The organism is uncultured Thiohalocapsa sp. (genome assembly GCF_913063425.1).
In the GTDB taxonomy this organism is placed as follows: Bacteria; Pseudomonadota; Gammaproteobacteria; order Chromatiales; family Chromatiaceae; genus Thiohalocapsa.
The window spans coordinates 1-15315 of sequence record NZ_CAJXYK010000026.1 but is presented as its reverse complement, the minus strand read 5'-3'; the positions used below and the strand labels follow the sequence as shown (position 1 = coordinate 15315).

Here is a 15315-nt window from a genome sequence, read left to right as displayed (position 1 = left end):
GGCGCGGCGGATGCGCTTCGCTTATCCGCCTTACAAGTGCTCATGTTGTTCCTGAGCCGTCACCAGGCGCCGGAGCGGTGTCACGATGCTCAGGGGCTCGACGGTCTTGCACCAGACACTGGGCACCAGCCACCGGGCACTGGCCACTGGGGCACTGGCCACTAGGCAGCCCGCCGGACGAACAGCCCGCGCACCAGCCCGACGGGACCGGCCTGGTACCAGTGCCGGGTGGGCTTGTCGCGGTCCGACTGGCCAAAGGCCTGCGTCATGCGATCCAGGATGATGGCGAGCAGCACGATGCCGACGCCGCCGATGGTGGCAAGCCCCATGTCCAGCCGGCCGATGCCCCGCAGCACCATCTGGCCCAGGCCGCCGACGGCGATCATGGAGGCGATGACCACCATGGACAGCGCCAGCATCAGCGTCTGGTTGACGCCGGCCATGATGGTGGGCATGGCCAGCGGCAGCTGCACCTTGAACAGCAGCTGCCGCTTGGACGCGCCGAAGGAGCGCGCCGCTTCCACCAGGTCCGCCGGCACCTGGCGGATGCCGAGGTTGGTGAGCCGGATCAGCGGCGGCAGCGCGAAGATGATGGTCACCACCACGCCCGGCACGTTGCCGATGCCGAACAGCATCACCACCGGCACCAGATAGACGAAGGCGGGCGTGGTCTGCATGGCGTCCAGCACCGGGCGTATCGCCCCCGCGGCGCGGTCGCTGCGCGCGAGCCAGATGCCCATGGGCAGGCCGATGATGAGGCAGAAGAACACCGAGGTCAGCACCAGGGCCAGGGTCACCATGGCCTCGGCCCAGGCGCCGATGAGGCCGATGGCGACGAGCGAGATGACGGCGGCGACGCCGAGCCGCTTGCCGCCGGCCTGCCAGGCGAGCAGGCCCATGATGATCACCATGAGCACGTCCGGGATGGCGAGCAGCGTGGTCTCGATGCCGGTGAGGGTGGCGTCGATGGGCAGCCGAATGGCCTGGAACACGGGCCGGAAGTTGGCCACCAGCCAGTCGAGGCCCGTGTCCACCCAGGCGCCCAGCGGGATCACCGCTTCCTGGAAGGGGTGCCAGAGGTCCAGCACGCTGTCGTCCACGCCGGCGCCGCTGCCGGCGAGCCAGTCGCCCGGCGTGGCCTCGGCATCGCCGCTCGGCGTGCTCCAGGGGTCCGAGGCGCCGGCGGGCTCCGGCGGCGTCTCCGACGGCGGCTCGCCCGTGGTGCCGGCACCGGCCGCCCAGGGATTGTCACTGCCCGCGGCGGCCGTCTTGCTGCCACCGCTGGCCCAGGGATTCGTGGATTCGTCTGCCATGAGGGGGCCTCAGGGGTTGAGTCGCGTCGTCTGGCTTGCTGTTTGCGGGGATCGCACGGCGTGCGGGGAGTACGGAGTGCGCGCAGCGTGCGTGCGCATCAGTGCTGTGCCGCGAGCGCGCAGGCCCTGCGCAGCGTACTTCGGACTTCGTACCTCGTACTTCGTACCTCACACTTCCTACTTCGGACTTCGGACTTCGGACTCTCAACCCGTATCCCGATCCAACGTCTCCAGCAGACACGCCTTGGTGATGACGCCCTGGTAGCGGTTCTGGGCGTCCACCACCGGCACGCCGCAGGCGGTGGCGGCGACGGTGCCGAGCAGGTCGCTGACTGCGGTGTCGGCGGACAGTGCCGGGACCTCGTCGAGAAAGGCGTGATGCAGCTTGGGGTCGGCCTCGCGCAGCTCCCGCTGAAGCGAGTCCAGCGACACCACGCCGTGGAAGTGCTGGCCCTTGTCCACCACGTAACCGAACTCCCGGTCGTGCTCGCGCAGGCGCGAGAGCGCTGCGCGGATGCCGTCGTCCTGGCGCTCGATGACCGTCACCTGGGTCTTGCGGGCGATGTCCCCCGCCTTGAAGACGGTGGCCACGTCCACGCCGCGGAAGAACGAGCGCACATAGTCATCCGCGGGGTTGTTCAGGATCTCGTCCGGCGTGCCCACCTGGACCACGCGCCCGCCCTCCATGATGGCGATGCGGTCGCCGATGCGCATGGCCTCGTCGAGGTCGTGGGAGATGAAGACGATGGTGCGGTCGCTGTTTTCCTGGAGCTTCAGCAGCTCGTCCTGCATCTCGCTGCGGATCAGCGGGTCCAGCGCCGAGAAGGCCTCGTCCATCAGCATCACGGACGGGTCGTTGGCGAGCGCCCGGGCCAGGCCCACGCGCTGCTGCATGCCGCCGGAGAGCTCGTCCGGATAGCTGTCCACGTGCGCCTTGAGGCCCACCTGGTCCAGCGCGGCGACGGCGCGCTCCTCGCGCTCGCTGGTGGACACACCCGCCAGCTCCAGGCCGAAGGCCGCGTTCTGACCGACGGTGAGATGGGGCATCAGCGCGAAGGACTGGAACACCATGCTCATGTCGCGGCGCCTGAGCTCCATGAGCTCGTCGTCGCTCATGGCAGCGATGTCGCGGCCATCGACAATGACCTTGCCGGCGCTCGGCTCGATGAGCCGGTTCAGCAGGCGCACCAGGGTGGACTTGCCGGACCCCGACAGGCCCATGATGACGAAGATCTCGCCCGTCTGAATCGAGAAGCTCGCATCGCAGACGCCCACGGTCTGCCCCGTGCGCTCGAAGATCTTGTCCTTGTCCACGCCCTGCTCCAACAGGCGCAGGGCTTCCTGCGGATGCTCGCCGAAGACCTTGTACAGGTGCTCGACGACGACTTTGTCAGCCATAGCGTTCTTTCGCATCCGGCACGTCGGGGATGCGCTCCGGTTGGCGACGACAGCGGCGGGGAACGGGTGGGGGCTTGTGCGTCTCGCGTCCGGCGCCTTGGGGCCGGGCGCTGCTGTCGTCATCATCGGTGGCCGCCGTGCGTTGCCGGCGCGCTTGGCGCCCGGCTGCGCGGGCGCCCCAGCACCCAGGGCTGCGGGGGCCGCAACAGCGGCGGTACTGTGCTGCGGGTCGGCGCAAGCGTCCTTGAACAGGGCTGGGCGGACTCCGGCGCGACTGGCTTCACCAGGCCGCGGCGGCCGTGTACGCCGCAGGGCTCCGAAGGTTCGGACCCGAAGCATTTGCGACAGGCTAAGCGCGGGGGGCGTTGCTGTCAAACGCCCGACGCCGGGGATGGCGCCGGGCTGGTCGCCGGGCTGGTCGCCGTCCTGGGCCCCAAGCGGGGGACCCGGCACGGCGACAGGAGCGGCTCAGAAGTAGTAGCCGAAGTTGATGTTGAAGCGGTAGTTCCAGTGGTCGTTGGCGTTCGCGCCGAAGTCACCCGCGCCCAGGATGGGGTCGTAGATGTTGGTGTAGGCCTCCGGCGTGCCCTGACTCGTCTCGTTGCCGACGAAGAAGTTGCCGTCGGAGAACGCCAGGTCGGTGTAGATATACCAGCCGCCGCGCGCCCAGGCCGCGCCCACCATCACCAGCTGACTGTCGTTGAAGTCGCTGTCCTGCTTGACGATGTTGCTGTACTCCACGTACGGGCGCACCGAATCCAGCCACGGGATCTGGTTGGTCTCGTAGAGGTAGCTCAGGGACACCGCCGGAATCCAGGCGTCGGTGGCCACCGGCCAGGCGAAGTCATAGCCGCCCATGGGCACCAGTTGGTCCGTGTTCAGCCACGGGTTGTTGTCCACGTCGATCTTGTAGCGGGTCAGCTGCGTGGCCAGCAGCCAGTTGTCCCAGCTGTTCTTCATGTGGATGGACGCGGCCCACTGCTCGCCGTCGTCGTTGCGCCGGCCCTTGAGCTGGCCCCACTGCAGCGAGGTGCCGATCTCGGTGGGGATGGCGATCTCGTCCAGGTTGTAGATGGCGCGGAAGTTGAGCTGGTTGCGCTCCTCCCAGCCGTTGGGCGTGCCGCCGTAGGTGACCGCACCGTCCGGGGCGACGGACGTGGTCCAGGGCACGACGTCGTAGTCGTAGCGCGTGCTGTCCAGGCTGGTGCCGTTGCCGTCCCACTGCGCGCGGTTGTAGTAGGCGAAGTCCAGATCCCAGTCGCCGATGTTGGTGGTGTACTTGATACCGAGGTCCATGTCGTCGGCGAGCCCCACGTAGAAGTGCTGGTCGAAGAACCAGCTCTGCGAGACGCCGTAGGGCCCCGGGCCGAAGGGCACGCGGTTCTGGCCCACCTGGATCTGGCTGCCGTCGTCGAAGTCCCAGCCGAGCCAGCCGGTGTGCAGGAAGTTGTAGCCGTTGTACCAGCGGTATTCCAGCTTACCCACCAGGTTCTCGTACTTGAGATCCATGTTGATGCGGAAGGTCTCCAGCTCGAAGTTGCCGCCGTTGCCGCCGCGCGACGGTCCGCTGCCGCGGCCCGGATAGCTGCCGAGCACATAGTTGGCGCGCAGCGCGCCGCCGATGGTGAGCGGGCCGAAGGTGATCTTGTCCGCGGGCGCCGGGCCCTCGTCGGCGAGCTTCTCCTCGGCCTCTGCGGCCTGGGTATAGGCGGCCTCGGTCTCCTCTTTCGCCTCGATGAGCTCCTGCCGGGCCCGGTCCAGCTCGGCCTCCAGCTCGGCGATGCGCCGCTCCAACGCGGCGGCACTGGCGGCGTGGGCGCCGGGGGCCGCCAGCAGCGGCAGCACGGCGGCGATGGAGACGGCGAGCGTGCTGCGGCCCGCGCGCGGAAGGCTGCGTCGGCTCTCAGCCGGAATGCGGTGTGCGTTACAAGACATAGGGCACCTGCGATCGGGGTTTGCCTGTTGTGGACGAGCGACGAATGTACGCTTTTCGCCACTACAGGGTTGAAAAATACACTACTTGTAGCGCGATTGCAACGTCAGTTGTTGCGTAGACACATCGACACAGCGTCCACGCGCCGGCAGCACCCCGATCCGGCCCTCGCAAGCCCCCGAGGCGGCCTGCGGAGACGCCGCCGGCCATGCCGCATCGACACGCCGTCGGGCCATGCGCCCATAGCCTGCCGCTGCGCCACCGATGCAGCGGTCGCGCAAGCCGCCGCAGGTATACTGGGGCGGCTTACCGCCGCCCTGCCCCCGCCCGATGGAAGATCGCCAGGTCACTGCCACCGTCGCCGTGCTGCGCCTTATGGACGAGCTTTCGTCCAGCTACTGGCAGCTGCTGCTGGTCGCCCTGGCGCTGTTCGTGCTGTGGCGCGTCGGCACCCGGGTGGTGGGCGAGCGCCCGCTGTTCGACCATTTTCCGCGCACCACCGCGGCCATCGACGTCATCGTGCTGCCGTTCAGCTGGATCGTCGGCGGCGCGCTGCTGCGCCTGGCCAACCGGGCCGTGGGTCTGCCGGCGCTGGATCAGCCCATCAAATGGCTCACGGCGCTCTCGGCCTACCTTGCCGCCGGCTGGGCGGTGGCGCGGCTCGTCGAGGTGCAGCTGCTGCTGCGCGCCGAGGCCCGCCAGCGCGAGCGCGTGCCGCAGCTCATCATCGGGCTCATCTACATCCTGCTGATGCTGGTGGGGCTCGGCCTGTTCATGAATCAGCGGGGCTATTCCCTGTCCGGCGTGTGGGTCTCCACCGGTGTGGCGGCGGCGGTGCTGGGTCTGGCGCTCCAGAAGACCCTGGGCGACCTCTTCTCCGGCATCGCCATGGGCATCGAGCGGCCGTTTCGCATCGGCGACTGGCTGGAGCTCGCGGACGGGCGCCTGGGCGAGGTGGTGGACATGAACTGGCGCGCCACCCGACTGCGCGGCTGGGACAACGCGACCCTGGTGGTGCCGAACTCCAACCTGGCGAGTCAGAGCTTCAAGAACCTGCACGGCGAGAACCACGTCTACGCACCCTGGTACTTCGTCAAGCTGCCGGCGGACGTGGACCCGCGCTATGCCACGGAGCTGCTGCTGCAGGCGGCCATGCGCTGCGACAGCGTGCTCAAGCTGCCGCCGCCCGTGGTGCGGCTCGCCGAGGGCAGCAGCCTGCCCTACAGCTACATGGTCTGGGTGCACCTGCGCCAGTACCCGGCCATGTTCCGCGCCCGCGAGGAGCTGTTCCGGGAGATTCACAAATCCCTTCAGGAATCCGGCATCGAGGTGGCGCCCCAGGTGCAGGAGATGCGCACCCGCCGCGCGCAGATCTCCAGCGCCGAGCCGCCGACGCTGGCGCTGGCGCTGAAGTCACTGGAGTTCGCCGGCGACCTTACCGACGACGAGATCGCGCAGATCGCCGCCCGCAGCGAGTACCGCCACTTCGACACCGGCCATGTGCTGCTGGCGGAGGGGGCGGTCAGCGACGCCCTGTACGTCATCGCGGGCGGGCTCGTGGACAGCAGCGTGCTGCTCCCGGACGGCACCCGCAAGGAGCTGGAGACGCTCGCCCCCGGCAGCTATTTCGGCCTCACCGCCATGCTCACCACGGAGCCGAGCTTCGAGGAGTTCATCGCCCGCACTGATGTCACCCTGATCCGCGTGGACCTCGACTGCGTACGCGCGGTGGTGGACGCGCGCCCGGGGCTCAAAGACAAGCTGGTGGAGCTGGTGAAGGAGCGCTGGGACCTCGCCGAGGCCGCACGCGCGCAGAGCCGGCGGCGCACCCGGCGCCTGAGCATCCGTGACATCCGCCTGGAGCTGGAGCGGCGGCTGAGTCAGCCGCGGCTGCCGCGGCGATGAAGCCGACTGAAGTCGGCGTACCGGGCGCACCGGCTGAAGTCTGCGCACCCGGCCTCGCAGTCACATTTGCCGGCTTGCATTCCCCGCCGGCTGCGAGTCTCATGATGCCCCCTGTTGTAAGCACGGAGAACGACATGTTCCAGTTCCGCCGCCCGGCCCAGCTCACGGCCGTCCCACACAACGGTTTACGTCTTGCACTGACCGCCGCCGTCGCGGCACTCGCCCTCGCCGCCGGCCCCGTCGCCGCCGGCTGGAGCATGGACCCGACCCGCTCGCACCTGAGCTTCGTCTCCATCAAGGCCAAGGACGTGGGCGAGGTAAACACCTTCAAGGAAATGACCGGCACCATCTCGGACGACGGCCAGGTCACCGTGTCCATGTTCCTGGACAGCGTCGAGACCCTGATCCCCATCCGCAACGAGCGCATGCGCGAGTTCCTGTTCGAGACCACCAACTACAAGGACGCCACCCTCAGCGCCAAGGTGGAGCCCGCCACCATCGCCGGCATGGAGCCGGGTCAGATCACCCCCCTCACGGCCGAGGGCAACCTGAGCCTGCACGGCAGCATCCAGCCCATGATCATCGAGATGCAGGCGGTGAAGCTCGCCGACGGCACCGTGATGGTGGCCAGCACCAAGCCGCTCATCGTGGACGCGGCCAAGTTCGGACTCTCGGACGGCGTGGAGACGCTGCGCGAGATCGCGGGGCTGGACAGCATCAGCCACGCGGTGCCGGTGACTTTCGTGATGACCTTTGTGCCGGCGCAGGAGTGACGGCCCCGGTCACGACGCATGCATGCACAGTCAAGCCCTCCGTCGTCAGGGCTTGAAGCCCTTGGGATGTCAGGCCAGGAGGGCCTAATTACGCGGTCAGCGGCCCGGGTGGTCGCAGTTGTGGCTATGGCCGCTCTGGCTTAGAGCTCGACGCGACCAGGCGCTGTGGGCCGCGACAGCCCGCAATCACGTCACTCAACGGAATGCGACGCTGGAGAAGCGGGGCCTCAGCGAGGCGCGGCCACCAGGCTGCCGCGCTGGCCAGACGCCTGCCGCGCAGGGCTCTGCGAACGCTGCTCGGTGAGCATGCGGCGCAGGGCGCAGTTGCGCCGGATGCACCAGCGCACGTAGAGCATCAGGCCCACGGCGCTGACCACGAACACCAGTGCGGTGCCCGCAATCTGCGTGGTGACGTCCAGCGCCATCAGGTTGAAGGTCGCCCAGGCCGGAAAAGCCAGGATGACGGCGAGGGCGAGCGCGAAGCCGAAGGGCCACAGCGCGCGGCAGTCTTTGCAGTGGTTCATGGAAGGCCGTTGCTCCAGGTTGTTCAATACTTCCTTGCGAAGTGTTTTCAGAGCATCGCAGGTGGACAAAAGCTAGTCAACCCCGGCGCCTTGGGGTTTTCCATGAATCGCGCGCGGGACTGCCCGAGCCCTAAGGCGCAAGCCCGATTGAACAAAGGTCAGTCCGCAATGGGCGCAAACAGCTCGTTGATGTCGTCGCTGGTAAAGGCCGGACCGGCCTCGCCCCCGCCCTCGCGGTAGATACCCTCCGCCAGCGCCTGCTTCTTCTGCTGCATGGCCAGGATCTTCTCCTCCACCGTCTGCTCCGTCAGCAGCTTGTAGACGAACACCGGCTTGTCCTGGCCGATGCGGTGGGCGCGGTCCGCCGCCTGCGCCTCCACCGCCGGATTCCACCAGGGGTCGTAGAGGATGACGGTGTCCGCCTCCGTCAGGTTCAGGCCCAGACCGCCCGCCTTCAGGCTGATCAGGAACAGGTCCACCTCGCCGCCGCGGAAGCGCTCGATGACCTCGTCGCGCTTCTTGGTGCGGCCCGTGAGCTTGGTGTAGCGGATGCCGCGCCGTCTGAGCTCCGGCTCGATGAGCGCAAGCATGCTGGTGAACTGGCTGAACAGCAGGATGCGCCGGCCCTCGTCCAGCTGCTCCGGCAGCAGGTCCATGAGCAGCTCCAGCTTGGCGGAGTGCTTCACGCGCTTGGCCGCCGGCAGGTCCAGGAGCCGCGGGTCGCAGCAGGTCTGGCGCAGCTTGAGCAGGGCGTCCAGGATGGTGATGCGGCTGCGCGCCATGCCGTGCTCGGCAATGGCCTCGCGCACGCGCTTCTCCATGGACAGGCGGATGCCCTCGTACAGCGACGCCTGCGCCTCCCCCAGCGCCACGCTGCGCACGATCTCCGTCTTCGGCGGCAGCTCCGCCAGCACGTCCTGCTTGCGCCGGCGCAGCAGGAAGGGCGCCACGCGCCGGACCAGGCGCTCGCGCCGCTCGCGGTCGCCGTGCTGCTCGATGGGCGTGCGCCAATGGCGCTTGAAGCGCTGCTGGTCGCCCAGGAACCCCGGCAACAGAAAATCGAACAGCGCCCACAGCTCGCCCAGGTGGTTCTCCATGGGCGTACCCGTCAGGCACAGGCGGTGGCGGGCGTCGAGGCGCCGCGCCACCTGCGCCGCCTGCGCCCGCGGGTTCTTGATGGTCTGGGCCTCGTCCAGGATCAGCAGATGGAAGGGCTCCTCACACAGGCGCTCGTGGTCCCGCGGCAGCAGCGGATAGGTGGTGAGCACCAGGTCATGGTGGCCGATATCCGCGAAGCGCTGATGGCGGTCGTTGCCGTGCAGCACCAGCACGCGCAGGTCCGGCGTGAAACGCTGGGCCTCGCGGCGCCAATTGCCGATGAGGCTGGTGGGCGCCACCACCAGCGCCGGGCGCTCCAGCCGACCGGCTTCCTTCTCGAGCAGCACATGGGCCAGGGTCTGGATGGTCTTGCCGAGCCCCATGTCGTCCGCCAGGATGCCGCCCAGGTCGAAGCTGCGCAGGAACTGGAGCCAGTTCAGGCCGTGCTGCTGGTAGCTGCGAAGCTCGATGGTGAGCCCCGCCGGCGGCGCCACCGGCGCAATGGTGGACAGGTCCTTGAGCTGCCGCGCCAGGTCCCGCAGCCGCCGGCCGCCGGAGAGCGCGATGCCGCGGGCGGCGAGGTCGTCCAGCGCCGGCGCATCGAAGCGCGACAGCTGCAGCTGCCCGTCCCCCGCCGGCGGCTCGTCGCCGAACAGCTCGCGCAGGGTCTCCAGCACCGGGCGGATGCGCTCCCCGGGCAGGTCCACGTAGCGCTGCTCGGCGTCGTCGCCGTCCCGGGGCGGGATGGGCACGCTCACCACCGCCGGCAGCTGGGCATCCGGCCCGAGCGCCAGCAGCGGCGCCACGATGGGCACCAGCGGCAGGCGGCGGTCGTCCACCTGAAGGTCGAAGCGCAGGCCGAACCAGTCGTTGCCGGCACTCTCCTCGTCCTCGTCGATGGCGGCTTCCCAGTCGCCGGCCTCGAAGCGCAGCCGGAAGCTGTCGTCGAAGCGGATGCGCCAGCCCTGGTCCTCCAGCGCCGCGAGCCCCTCGCGCAGCAGCGTCGACCACTGGCCGGCGCGGGTCAGGGCGTCCTCTCCGGCCGCCGCCAGATGCAGCGGGCCGCGGGCGGGCTGGCCCTGGTCCATGGGCGCGAAGCCATGCCCGGCGAGCGCCCCCAGCGCGGCGCCCTCGGCAGCCGGGTCCCGGGTCACGTCCACCAGCCCGGACTCGGTGTCGATGACACTGTGGGACTCCGCCGGGCGCGCCGGCACCGGGTGCCCGGCATACGCGAAGCTCAAGTGCAGGCGGTGCGCATCGGCCCCGCCACGACCGCCGTGCAGCCTGAGGCAGGGCACCGCCTGCGCATCCGTCACCGCCGTCAGCGCCACGGCTGTGGGCGTCGGCAGCGGCAGGTCCGGGAACTCCTTGAGCAGCAGCTTCGAAACGCCCTCTGCGCGCTCCTGCGGCAGCCGCGGCGCGCGCCTGAGCTCCTTCAGCTGCGCCGTGCGCAGGCCGTGGGTCTGCAGATCGCCCACCGTGTACCGCTGTGGGTCCAGGTAGCTCGGCGGGTCCGTCAGCAGGATCTCCGCGGCGGTGCCCCCGGCAGGCTCCTCCGCCCCGTCACCGACGCGGAAGCTCAGGTTCAGGAAACCGTCCGCGTCCTCCTCCCAGCTGATCATCAGCGCACGCGGCTCGGCACGGGTCAGCGCCGGCGCGTCCTGCTGCTGCCAGTAACAGCGACCGGTGGCCAACATATGCGCCAGCGCCAGGTGCCCGAGCGCCCCCGTCAGCACCGGCACCATGGGCCAGCTGCCGCTGCTGATGCCGCGCAGCAGCTTCAGGATCTCGGTGTCCCCCGGCTGCATGTAGGCGGGCTCGCTGTGGCCCTCCGCCAGATTGCCGAGCACCAGCGGGCGGCCCTTGGACAGCCGCCCGCTGGTCTTCAGCGGGCGCACGATGCGCAGCTCCACCTCCACCCCGCGGGTGGCGGGCTTCAGCAGATATACCAGCCGCTCCTGCGCCGCCGGCTGCGTGTCCCGCCCGGCGGCGGCCACCCGCGTGAGCCAGCCCTTGGCCAAGTCCGCATCCGCCCCGTGCAGCACCCGCTCCGGCGCCGCCGCAAACTCCAACAGCGCCGCCGCCACATGCTTGCAGTTGTAGCCCACCGGGCAATCGCAGTCGCCGTCCAGCGAGGCGCCATAGGGCTCCCAGCGGATGGCGATGGTCTGCCGGTACACCCGCCCCTCGCTGCCCAGCACCTGCGCGCGCAGGCGCACGCCCTGCTCGTCCGCGCGCACCGGCTCCACCGTCAGCACCCGCCCCTGCTCGAAATAGCCGAGACCGCGGGTGTAATAGGTGGAGCCGACATAGGCACGGATGTCGGCACGGGACAGACGGGGCTGATCGGACATGCGTGACGGGCGTCCGGCGGATACAACCCGCCAAGCTTACGCAAACCCCGCCGGCACCGAAACCCGCAGCGGCAGATTCAGCCCGCCCCGACCAGCACCGACACCAAACGGCCCCGCCCCCGGGAGCGCCGAGCTCCACTCGGCGACGCGACAGCCGCCGACTGAAAGTCGGCGCCCCCAGGCACACACCCACGACAAGCCAAATCCAACCCAGCGAGCGGTCCCGCCCCCGGGGCCGCCGAGTTCCACTCGGCGACGCATCCAGCCGCCGACTGCAAGTCGGCGCCCCCAGGCACACACCCACAACAAGCCCACTCCAACCCAGCGAGCTGGTCCCGCCCCCCCTGGGGCCGCCGAGTTCCACTCGGCGACGCGACAGCCGCCGACTGAAAGTCGGCGCCCCCAGGCACACACCCGCGACAAGCCAAGTCCAACCCAGCGAGCGGTCCCGCCCCCGGGGCCGCCGAGTTCCACTCGGCGACGCATCCAGCCGCCGACTGAAAGTCGGCGCCCCCAGGACACGCACCCGCGCCAAGCCAAGTCCAACCCAGCGAGCGGTCCCGCCCCTGGGGGCGCCGAGCTCCACTCGGCAACGCGACAGCCGCCGACTGAAAGTCGGCGCCCCCAGGCACACACCCGCGCCAAGCCAAGTCCAACCCAGCGAGCGGTCCCGCCCCCTGGGGGCGCCGAGCTCCACTCGGCGACGCCTCCAGCCGCCGACTGAAAGTCGGCGCCCCCAGGCATACACCCGCGCCAAGCCAAGTCCAACCCAGCGAGCGGTCCCGCCCCTGGGGGCGCCGAGTTCCACTCGGCGACGCCTCCAGCCGCCGACTGAAAGTCGGCGCCCCCAGGCACACACCCGCGCCAAGCCAAGTCCAACCCAGCAAGCGGTCCCGCCCCCGGGGGGCGCCGAGCTCCACTCGGCAACGCGACAGCCGCCGACTGAAAGTCGGCGCCCCCAGGCACACACCCACAACAAGCCAAGTCCAACCCAGCAAGCGGTCCCGCCCCCTGGGGGCGCCGAGTTCCACTCGGCGACGCCTCCAGCCGCCGACTGAAAGTCGGCGCCCCCAGGACACGCACCCGCCGAAGCGCGTGAAAGCGTCTGCGGGTCAGGCTCAAGACCTTCGTCGCCGACCGCGACCTGCTGCGCCTCATCGACCAGTGGCTCGACCTCGGCAGCGCGCACACCTGGTTCCTGGCAGCCCCGCGGGGCATCGCCCAGGGCGCCATCCTCTCGCCCCGCTTCTGCAACCTGTACCTGCACGATTTCGACCCGGCCCTGGCCGCCCGCAACCTCCCCTTCGTGCGCTACGCCGATGACTTTCTGCTCTCCGCCGGCAGCAAGGCCGACGCCCGCCGCGCCCTCGACGTTGCCCGCACCGAGCTGGCCCGCCCCGACCTTGCGCTGCACCCGGACAAGACCCGCATCATCCAGGCCCGCCCCGGCGTCGGGTTCCTGGGCCAGCCCCTGCCGGCCTACAAGCCCGATCACCCCAAGCACAATGCCCCCGACGGGGACGCAGCCCGCAGCCGGCGAAGGCCAAGCCGGGGGCGACCACGACCGGCCGCCAGCCCCCGTCATGACCTGTCAGAAAATTCAACAAAACTTGTAGGAATTTGCCCCGAGCCGACGTTGCAAGGTTGCAAGCTGACCAGCGGCTGCAATACTTGTGTACGCAGTGGGGTCGCCGTGATCCGCGGCCGCTCAAAGTCCATCGCAGCCAACCGTCGCGTCATGCCCCAGCCTGTCCCGCAAGCCGCCGCCCTGCCGCTCAACCTGCTCCCGGCGTCCACCGCCTTCCCGCCGCTCAGCAGACTTCGCTTCAGGTTCCAAGCCCAGGCGCCGCTGCAGCTGCCGGCCTACACCGGCTCCGCCTGGCATGGTCTGCTGGGGCATGCGCTGCGCCGCGGCGTCTGCGTCACCGGCCAGCGCACCTGTGGCGGCTGCCTGCTCATCGGCAGCTGCGCCTACGCGGTGTTGTTCGAGTCGCCCCCCGCGGACCCGCAGCTCGCCAAGCGCTATCAGGCGCTGCCGCATCCCTACGTGCTGGAGCCGGACCCGCCCGCGGCCCCGCAGCTGCTGCCGGCGGGCGGCACCTTCGGGCTCGGGCTGACGCTCATCGGCGCGGCGACGGCCTTCGTGCCGCATCTGGTGCACGCACTGCGCGGCGCCGGCGCCCTGGGCTTCGGGGCGGCGCGGACAGGCTTCAGCCTCATCGAGGTCACCCAGGAGCAGACCCTCGGCAGCGCTGACTGGGCGCCCATCTACACCGGCGCCGCCCTCAGCCCCATCACCACCCACACCCCCGCGCCGCCGCGCAGCCCGGTGCAGGCCCATCTCCACCTGCAGACCCCGCTGCGGCTCAAGGCCAGCGGCCGTCTGCTCTCGGCAGACGCCGTCACCGGCGCCGACCTGCTGCGCGCCCTGGGCCAGCGCGCCGAGCTGCTCCAGCGCGTCTACGCACCGACGGAGGACCCGGCACAGGCGCGCTGGACCGACGCCCGCCAAGCCGTGCACGGCGTGGAGATCGTCCACCGGGACCTGCACTGGCACGACTGGGCGCGCTTCTCCAACCGCCAGGCGACGCACATGCAGCTCGGCGGCCTGCTCGGACAGCTCACCCTCGGCGGCCCGGCGCTGGCGGCCGTCTGGCCGCTGCTGTGGTTCGGGCAGTGGCTGCATGCCGGCAAGAACACCGCCTTCGGCCTCGGCCGCTACCGCGTCACCGACACCGGGCGCGACAGCGCCCAGCCCATCGCCGGCACAGCCACCGGCCGCCGGCAGCCGCAACAGGACGGCGCCGCAGCCGTGCACGCGGGCGCCGCCGGCCCACTGCGCCCAGCCCCGGCATGAGCACCGTCCCGCGTGCAACGCCAAGTCCGGCGGCGACAGGCACCTGAAACGGCAACCTTGCAAGACCGGACAGCCCGAAGCGCCGCCGGCACACTGCATCGCGAATCGGCGAGGCCCAGGGACGATGCCAACGGACGGCGCCGGCCAGGGACGAAAGGACAGGGTCCAAGGTACATGCGGACCGCCGATTCCACCCGTTTTCCAAGCAGTCTGCCGGCGCCCGCCCCGGCGCCGCACCGAAGGAGCCGACCATGACGGACATCCCCCGCCAACCGCAGGACCACCCCCGCCGCGTGCTGCTCGCCGTCGCCGGGCTCTCGCCCCAGATCGTCACCGAGACCCTGTATGCGCTGGCGGTGGGGCAGCCGACGGAGCGCGAGGCCTTCATGCCCACCGAGATCCGGCTCATCACCACCACCAAAGGCGCCGAGCGCGCCGAGCTGAGCCTGTTCTCCCGCGGCTGGTTCCAGCGCCTGCTGGACGACTACGCCCTGCCGGCTGTCACGTTCGGCCCGGAGCAGATCGAGGTGGTGCACGGCGCCGACGGCAGCCCACTGGCGGACATCCGCACCGACGCCGACAACGAGCGCGTCGCCGACCACCTCACCGACACCGTCCGCGCCCTCACCGGCGACCCCGACTGCGCCCTGCACGTCAGCATGGCCGGCGGGCGCAAAACCATGGGCTACTACGCCGGCTACGCACTCAGCCTGTTCGGCCGCCCCCAGGACCGACTCAGCCACGTGCTGGTGTCAGACCCGTTCGAGTCCAGCTGGGACTTCTTCTTCCCCACCGCCTACTCCCGGGTCATCACCCTGCGCGACAACGAGCTGGCCGACACCCGCCACGCCCAGGTCACCCTGGCGGAGATCCCCTTCGTCACCCTGCGCCACGGCCTGCCCGAGCCCCTGCTGAACGGCCAGGCCGGCTTCATGGAGACCATCCAGGCCGCCCAGCGCGCCCAACAGCCGCCGGAGCTGATCCTCGACCTCCAGGGCAAGCGCATCCAGGCCGCCGGCCAGGTCATTGCCATGACCCCGGCCAACCTCGCCTTCTATGCCGTCTTCGCCCGCCGCCTGCTCAAGGGCCAGCCACCCGCCCGCCACGACACCGATGGCTTCACCGGGCACTACCTCGACGAGCTGCGCCGAATCAGCGGC

At 70.1% G+C, this 15315-nt stretch carries 9 protein-coding genes and 1 pseudogene; 5 read left to right on the top strand and 5 right to left on the bottom strand.

Annotated elements, in window-relative coordinates; genetic code table 11:
• Nucleotides 1-161: 161 nt before the first annotated feature.
• The 3 genes from proW to QZ607_RS14695 form a co-directional block, all read right to left on the bottom strand.
• Complete coding sequence (gene proW, locus QZ607_RS14705; protein WP_295884035.1) at nt 162-1313, bottom strand: glycine betaine/L-proline ABC transporter permease ProW; 1152 nt, start codon at nt 1311-1313, stop codon at nt 162-164.
• A gap of 204 nt (nt 1314-1517) precedes the next feature.
• Nucleotides 1518-2711, bottom strand: coding sequence for a glycine betaine/L-proline ABC transporter ATP-binding protein ProV (gene proV / locus QZ607_RS14700; protein WP_295884032.1), 1194 nt, complete (start codon nt 2709-2711; stop codon nt 1518-1520).
• Nucleotides 2712-3179: 468 nt separating this feature from the next.
• Nucleotides 3180-4646: a hypothetical protein gene (locus QZ607_RS14695; RefSeq protein ID WP_295884030.1), complete on the bottom strand. Its 1467-nt coding sequence runs from the start codon at nt 4644-4646 to the stop codon at nt 3180-3182.
• A gap of 328 nt (nt 4647-4974) precedes the next feature.
• Here QZ607_RS14695 and QZ607_RS14690 point away from each other — a divergent pair, with 328 nt between their 5' ends.
• Nucleotides 4975-6549, top strand: coding sequence for a mechanosensitive ion channel family protein (locus tag QZ607_RS14690; protein WP_295884027.1), 1575 nt, complete (start codon nt 4975-4977; stop codon nt 6547-6549).
• A gap of 134 nt (nt 6550-6683) precedes the next feature.
• A complete protein-coding gene (locus tag QZ607_RS14685) occupies nt 6684-7322 on the top strand; it encodes a YceI family protein (protein ID WP_295884024.1) in 639 nt (212 codons plus the stop codon).
• A 227-nt stretch (nt 7323-7549) separates the two neighbouring features.
• Here QZ607_RS14685 and QZ607_RS14680 read toward each other — a convergent pair whose 3' ends face one another.
• Nucleotides 7550-7846, bottom strand: a complete 297-nt coding sequence (locus QZ607_RS14680) for a hypothetical protein (protein ID WP_295884021.1) — start codon at nt 7844-7846, stop codon at nt 7550-7552.
• Nucleotides 7847-8004: 158 nt separating this feature from the next.
• Entirely contained in the window at nt 8005-11298 is a 3294-nt protein-coding gene (locus QZ607_RS14675) for a DEAD/DEAH box helicase (RefSeq protein WP_295884019.1), read from the bottom strand.
• Nucleotides 11299-12403: 1105 nt separating this feature from the next.
• Here QZ607_RS14675 and QZ607_RS25875 point away from each other — a divergent pair.
• The 3 genes and pseudogenes from QZ607_RS25875 to csm6 form a co-directional block, all read left to right on the top strand.
• Nucleotides 12404-12757, top strand: a pseudogene (locus tag QZ607_RS25875) (reverse transcriptase domain-containing protein); the annotation flags it as partial.
• Nucleotides 12758-13036: 279 nt separating this feature from the next.
• The gene (gene cas6, locus QZ607_RS14670; RefSeq protein ID WP_295884017.1) at nt 13037-14155 is read left to right on the top strand and encodes a CRISPR system precrRNA processing endoribonuclease RAMP protein Cas6; all 1119 of its coding nucleotides are present in this window, start codon (nt 13037-13039) and stop codon (nt 14153-14155) included.
• A gap of 251 nt (nt 14156-14406) precedes the next feature.
• Nucleotides 14407-15315, top strand: a 909-nt coding sequence (gene csm6 / locus QZ607_RS14665) for a CRISPR-associated ring nuclease Csm6 (protein ID WP_295884015.1), incomplete at its 3' end; no start/stop codon positions are given.

Coding starts and splice junctions, on each gene's coding strand:
- proW (WP_295884035.1), bottom strand. CDS start 1,313: ATGGCAGACGAATCCACGAATCCCTGGGCCAGCGGTGGCAGCAAGACG.
- proV (WP_295884032.1), bottom strand. CDS start 2,711: ATGGCTGACAAAGTCGTCGTCGAGCACCTGTACAAGGTCTTCGGCGAG.
- QZ607_RS14695 (WP_295884030.1), bottom strand. CDS start 4,646: ATGTCTTGTAACGCACACCGCATTCCGGCTGAGAGCCGACGCAGCCTT.
- QZ607_RS14690 (WP_295884027.1), top strand. CDS start 4,975: ATGGAAGATCGCCAGGTCACTGCCACCGTCGCCGTGCTGCGCCTTATG.
- QZ607_RS14685 (WP_295884024.1), top strand. CDS start 6,684: ATGTTCCAGTTCCGCCGCCCGGCCCAGCTCACGGCCGTCCCACACAAC.
- QZ607_RS14680 (WP_295884021.1), bottom strand. CDS start 7,846: ATGAACCACTGCAAAGACTGCCGCGCGCTGTGGCCCTTCGGCTTCGCG.
- QZ607_RS14675 (WP_295884019.1), bottom strand. CDS start 11,298: ATGTCCGATCAGCCCCGTCTGTCCCGTGCCGACATCCGTGCCTATGTC.
- cas6 (WP_295884017.1), top strand. CDS start 13,037: ATGCCCCAGCCTGTCCCGCAAGCCGCCGCCCTGCCGCTCAACCTGCTC.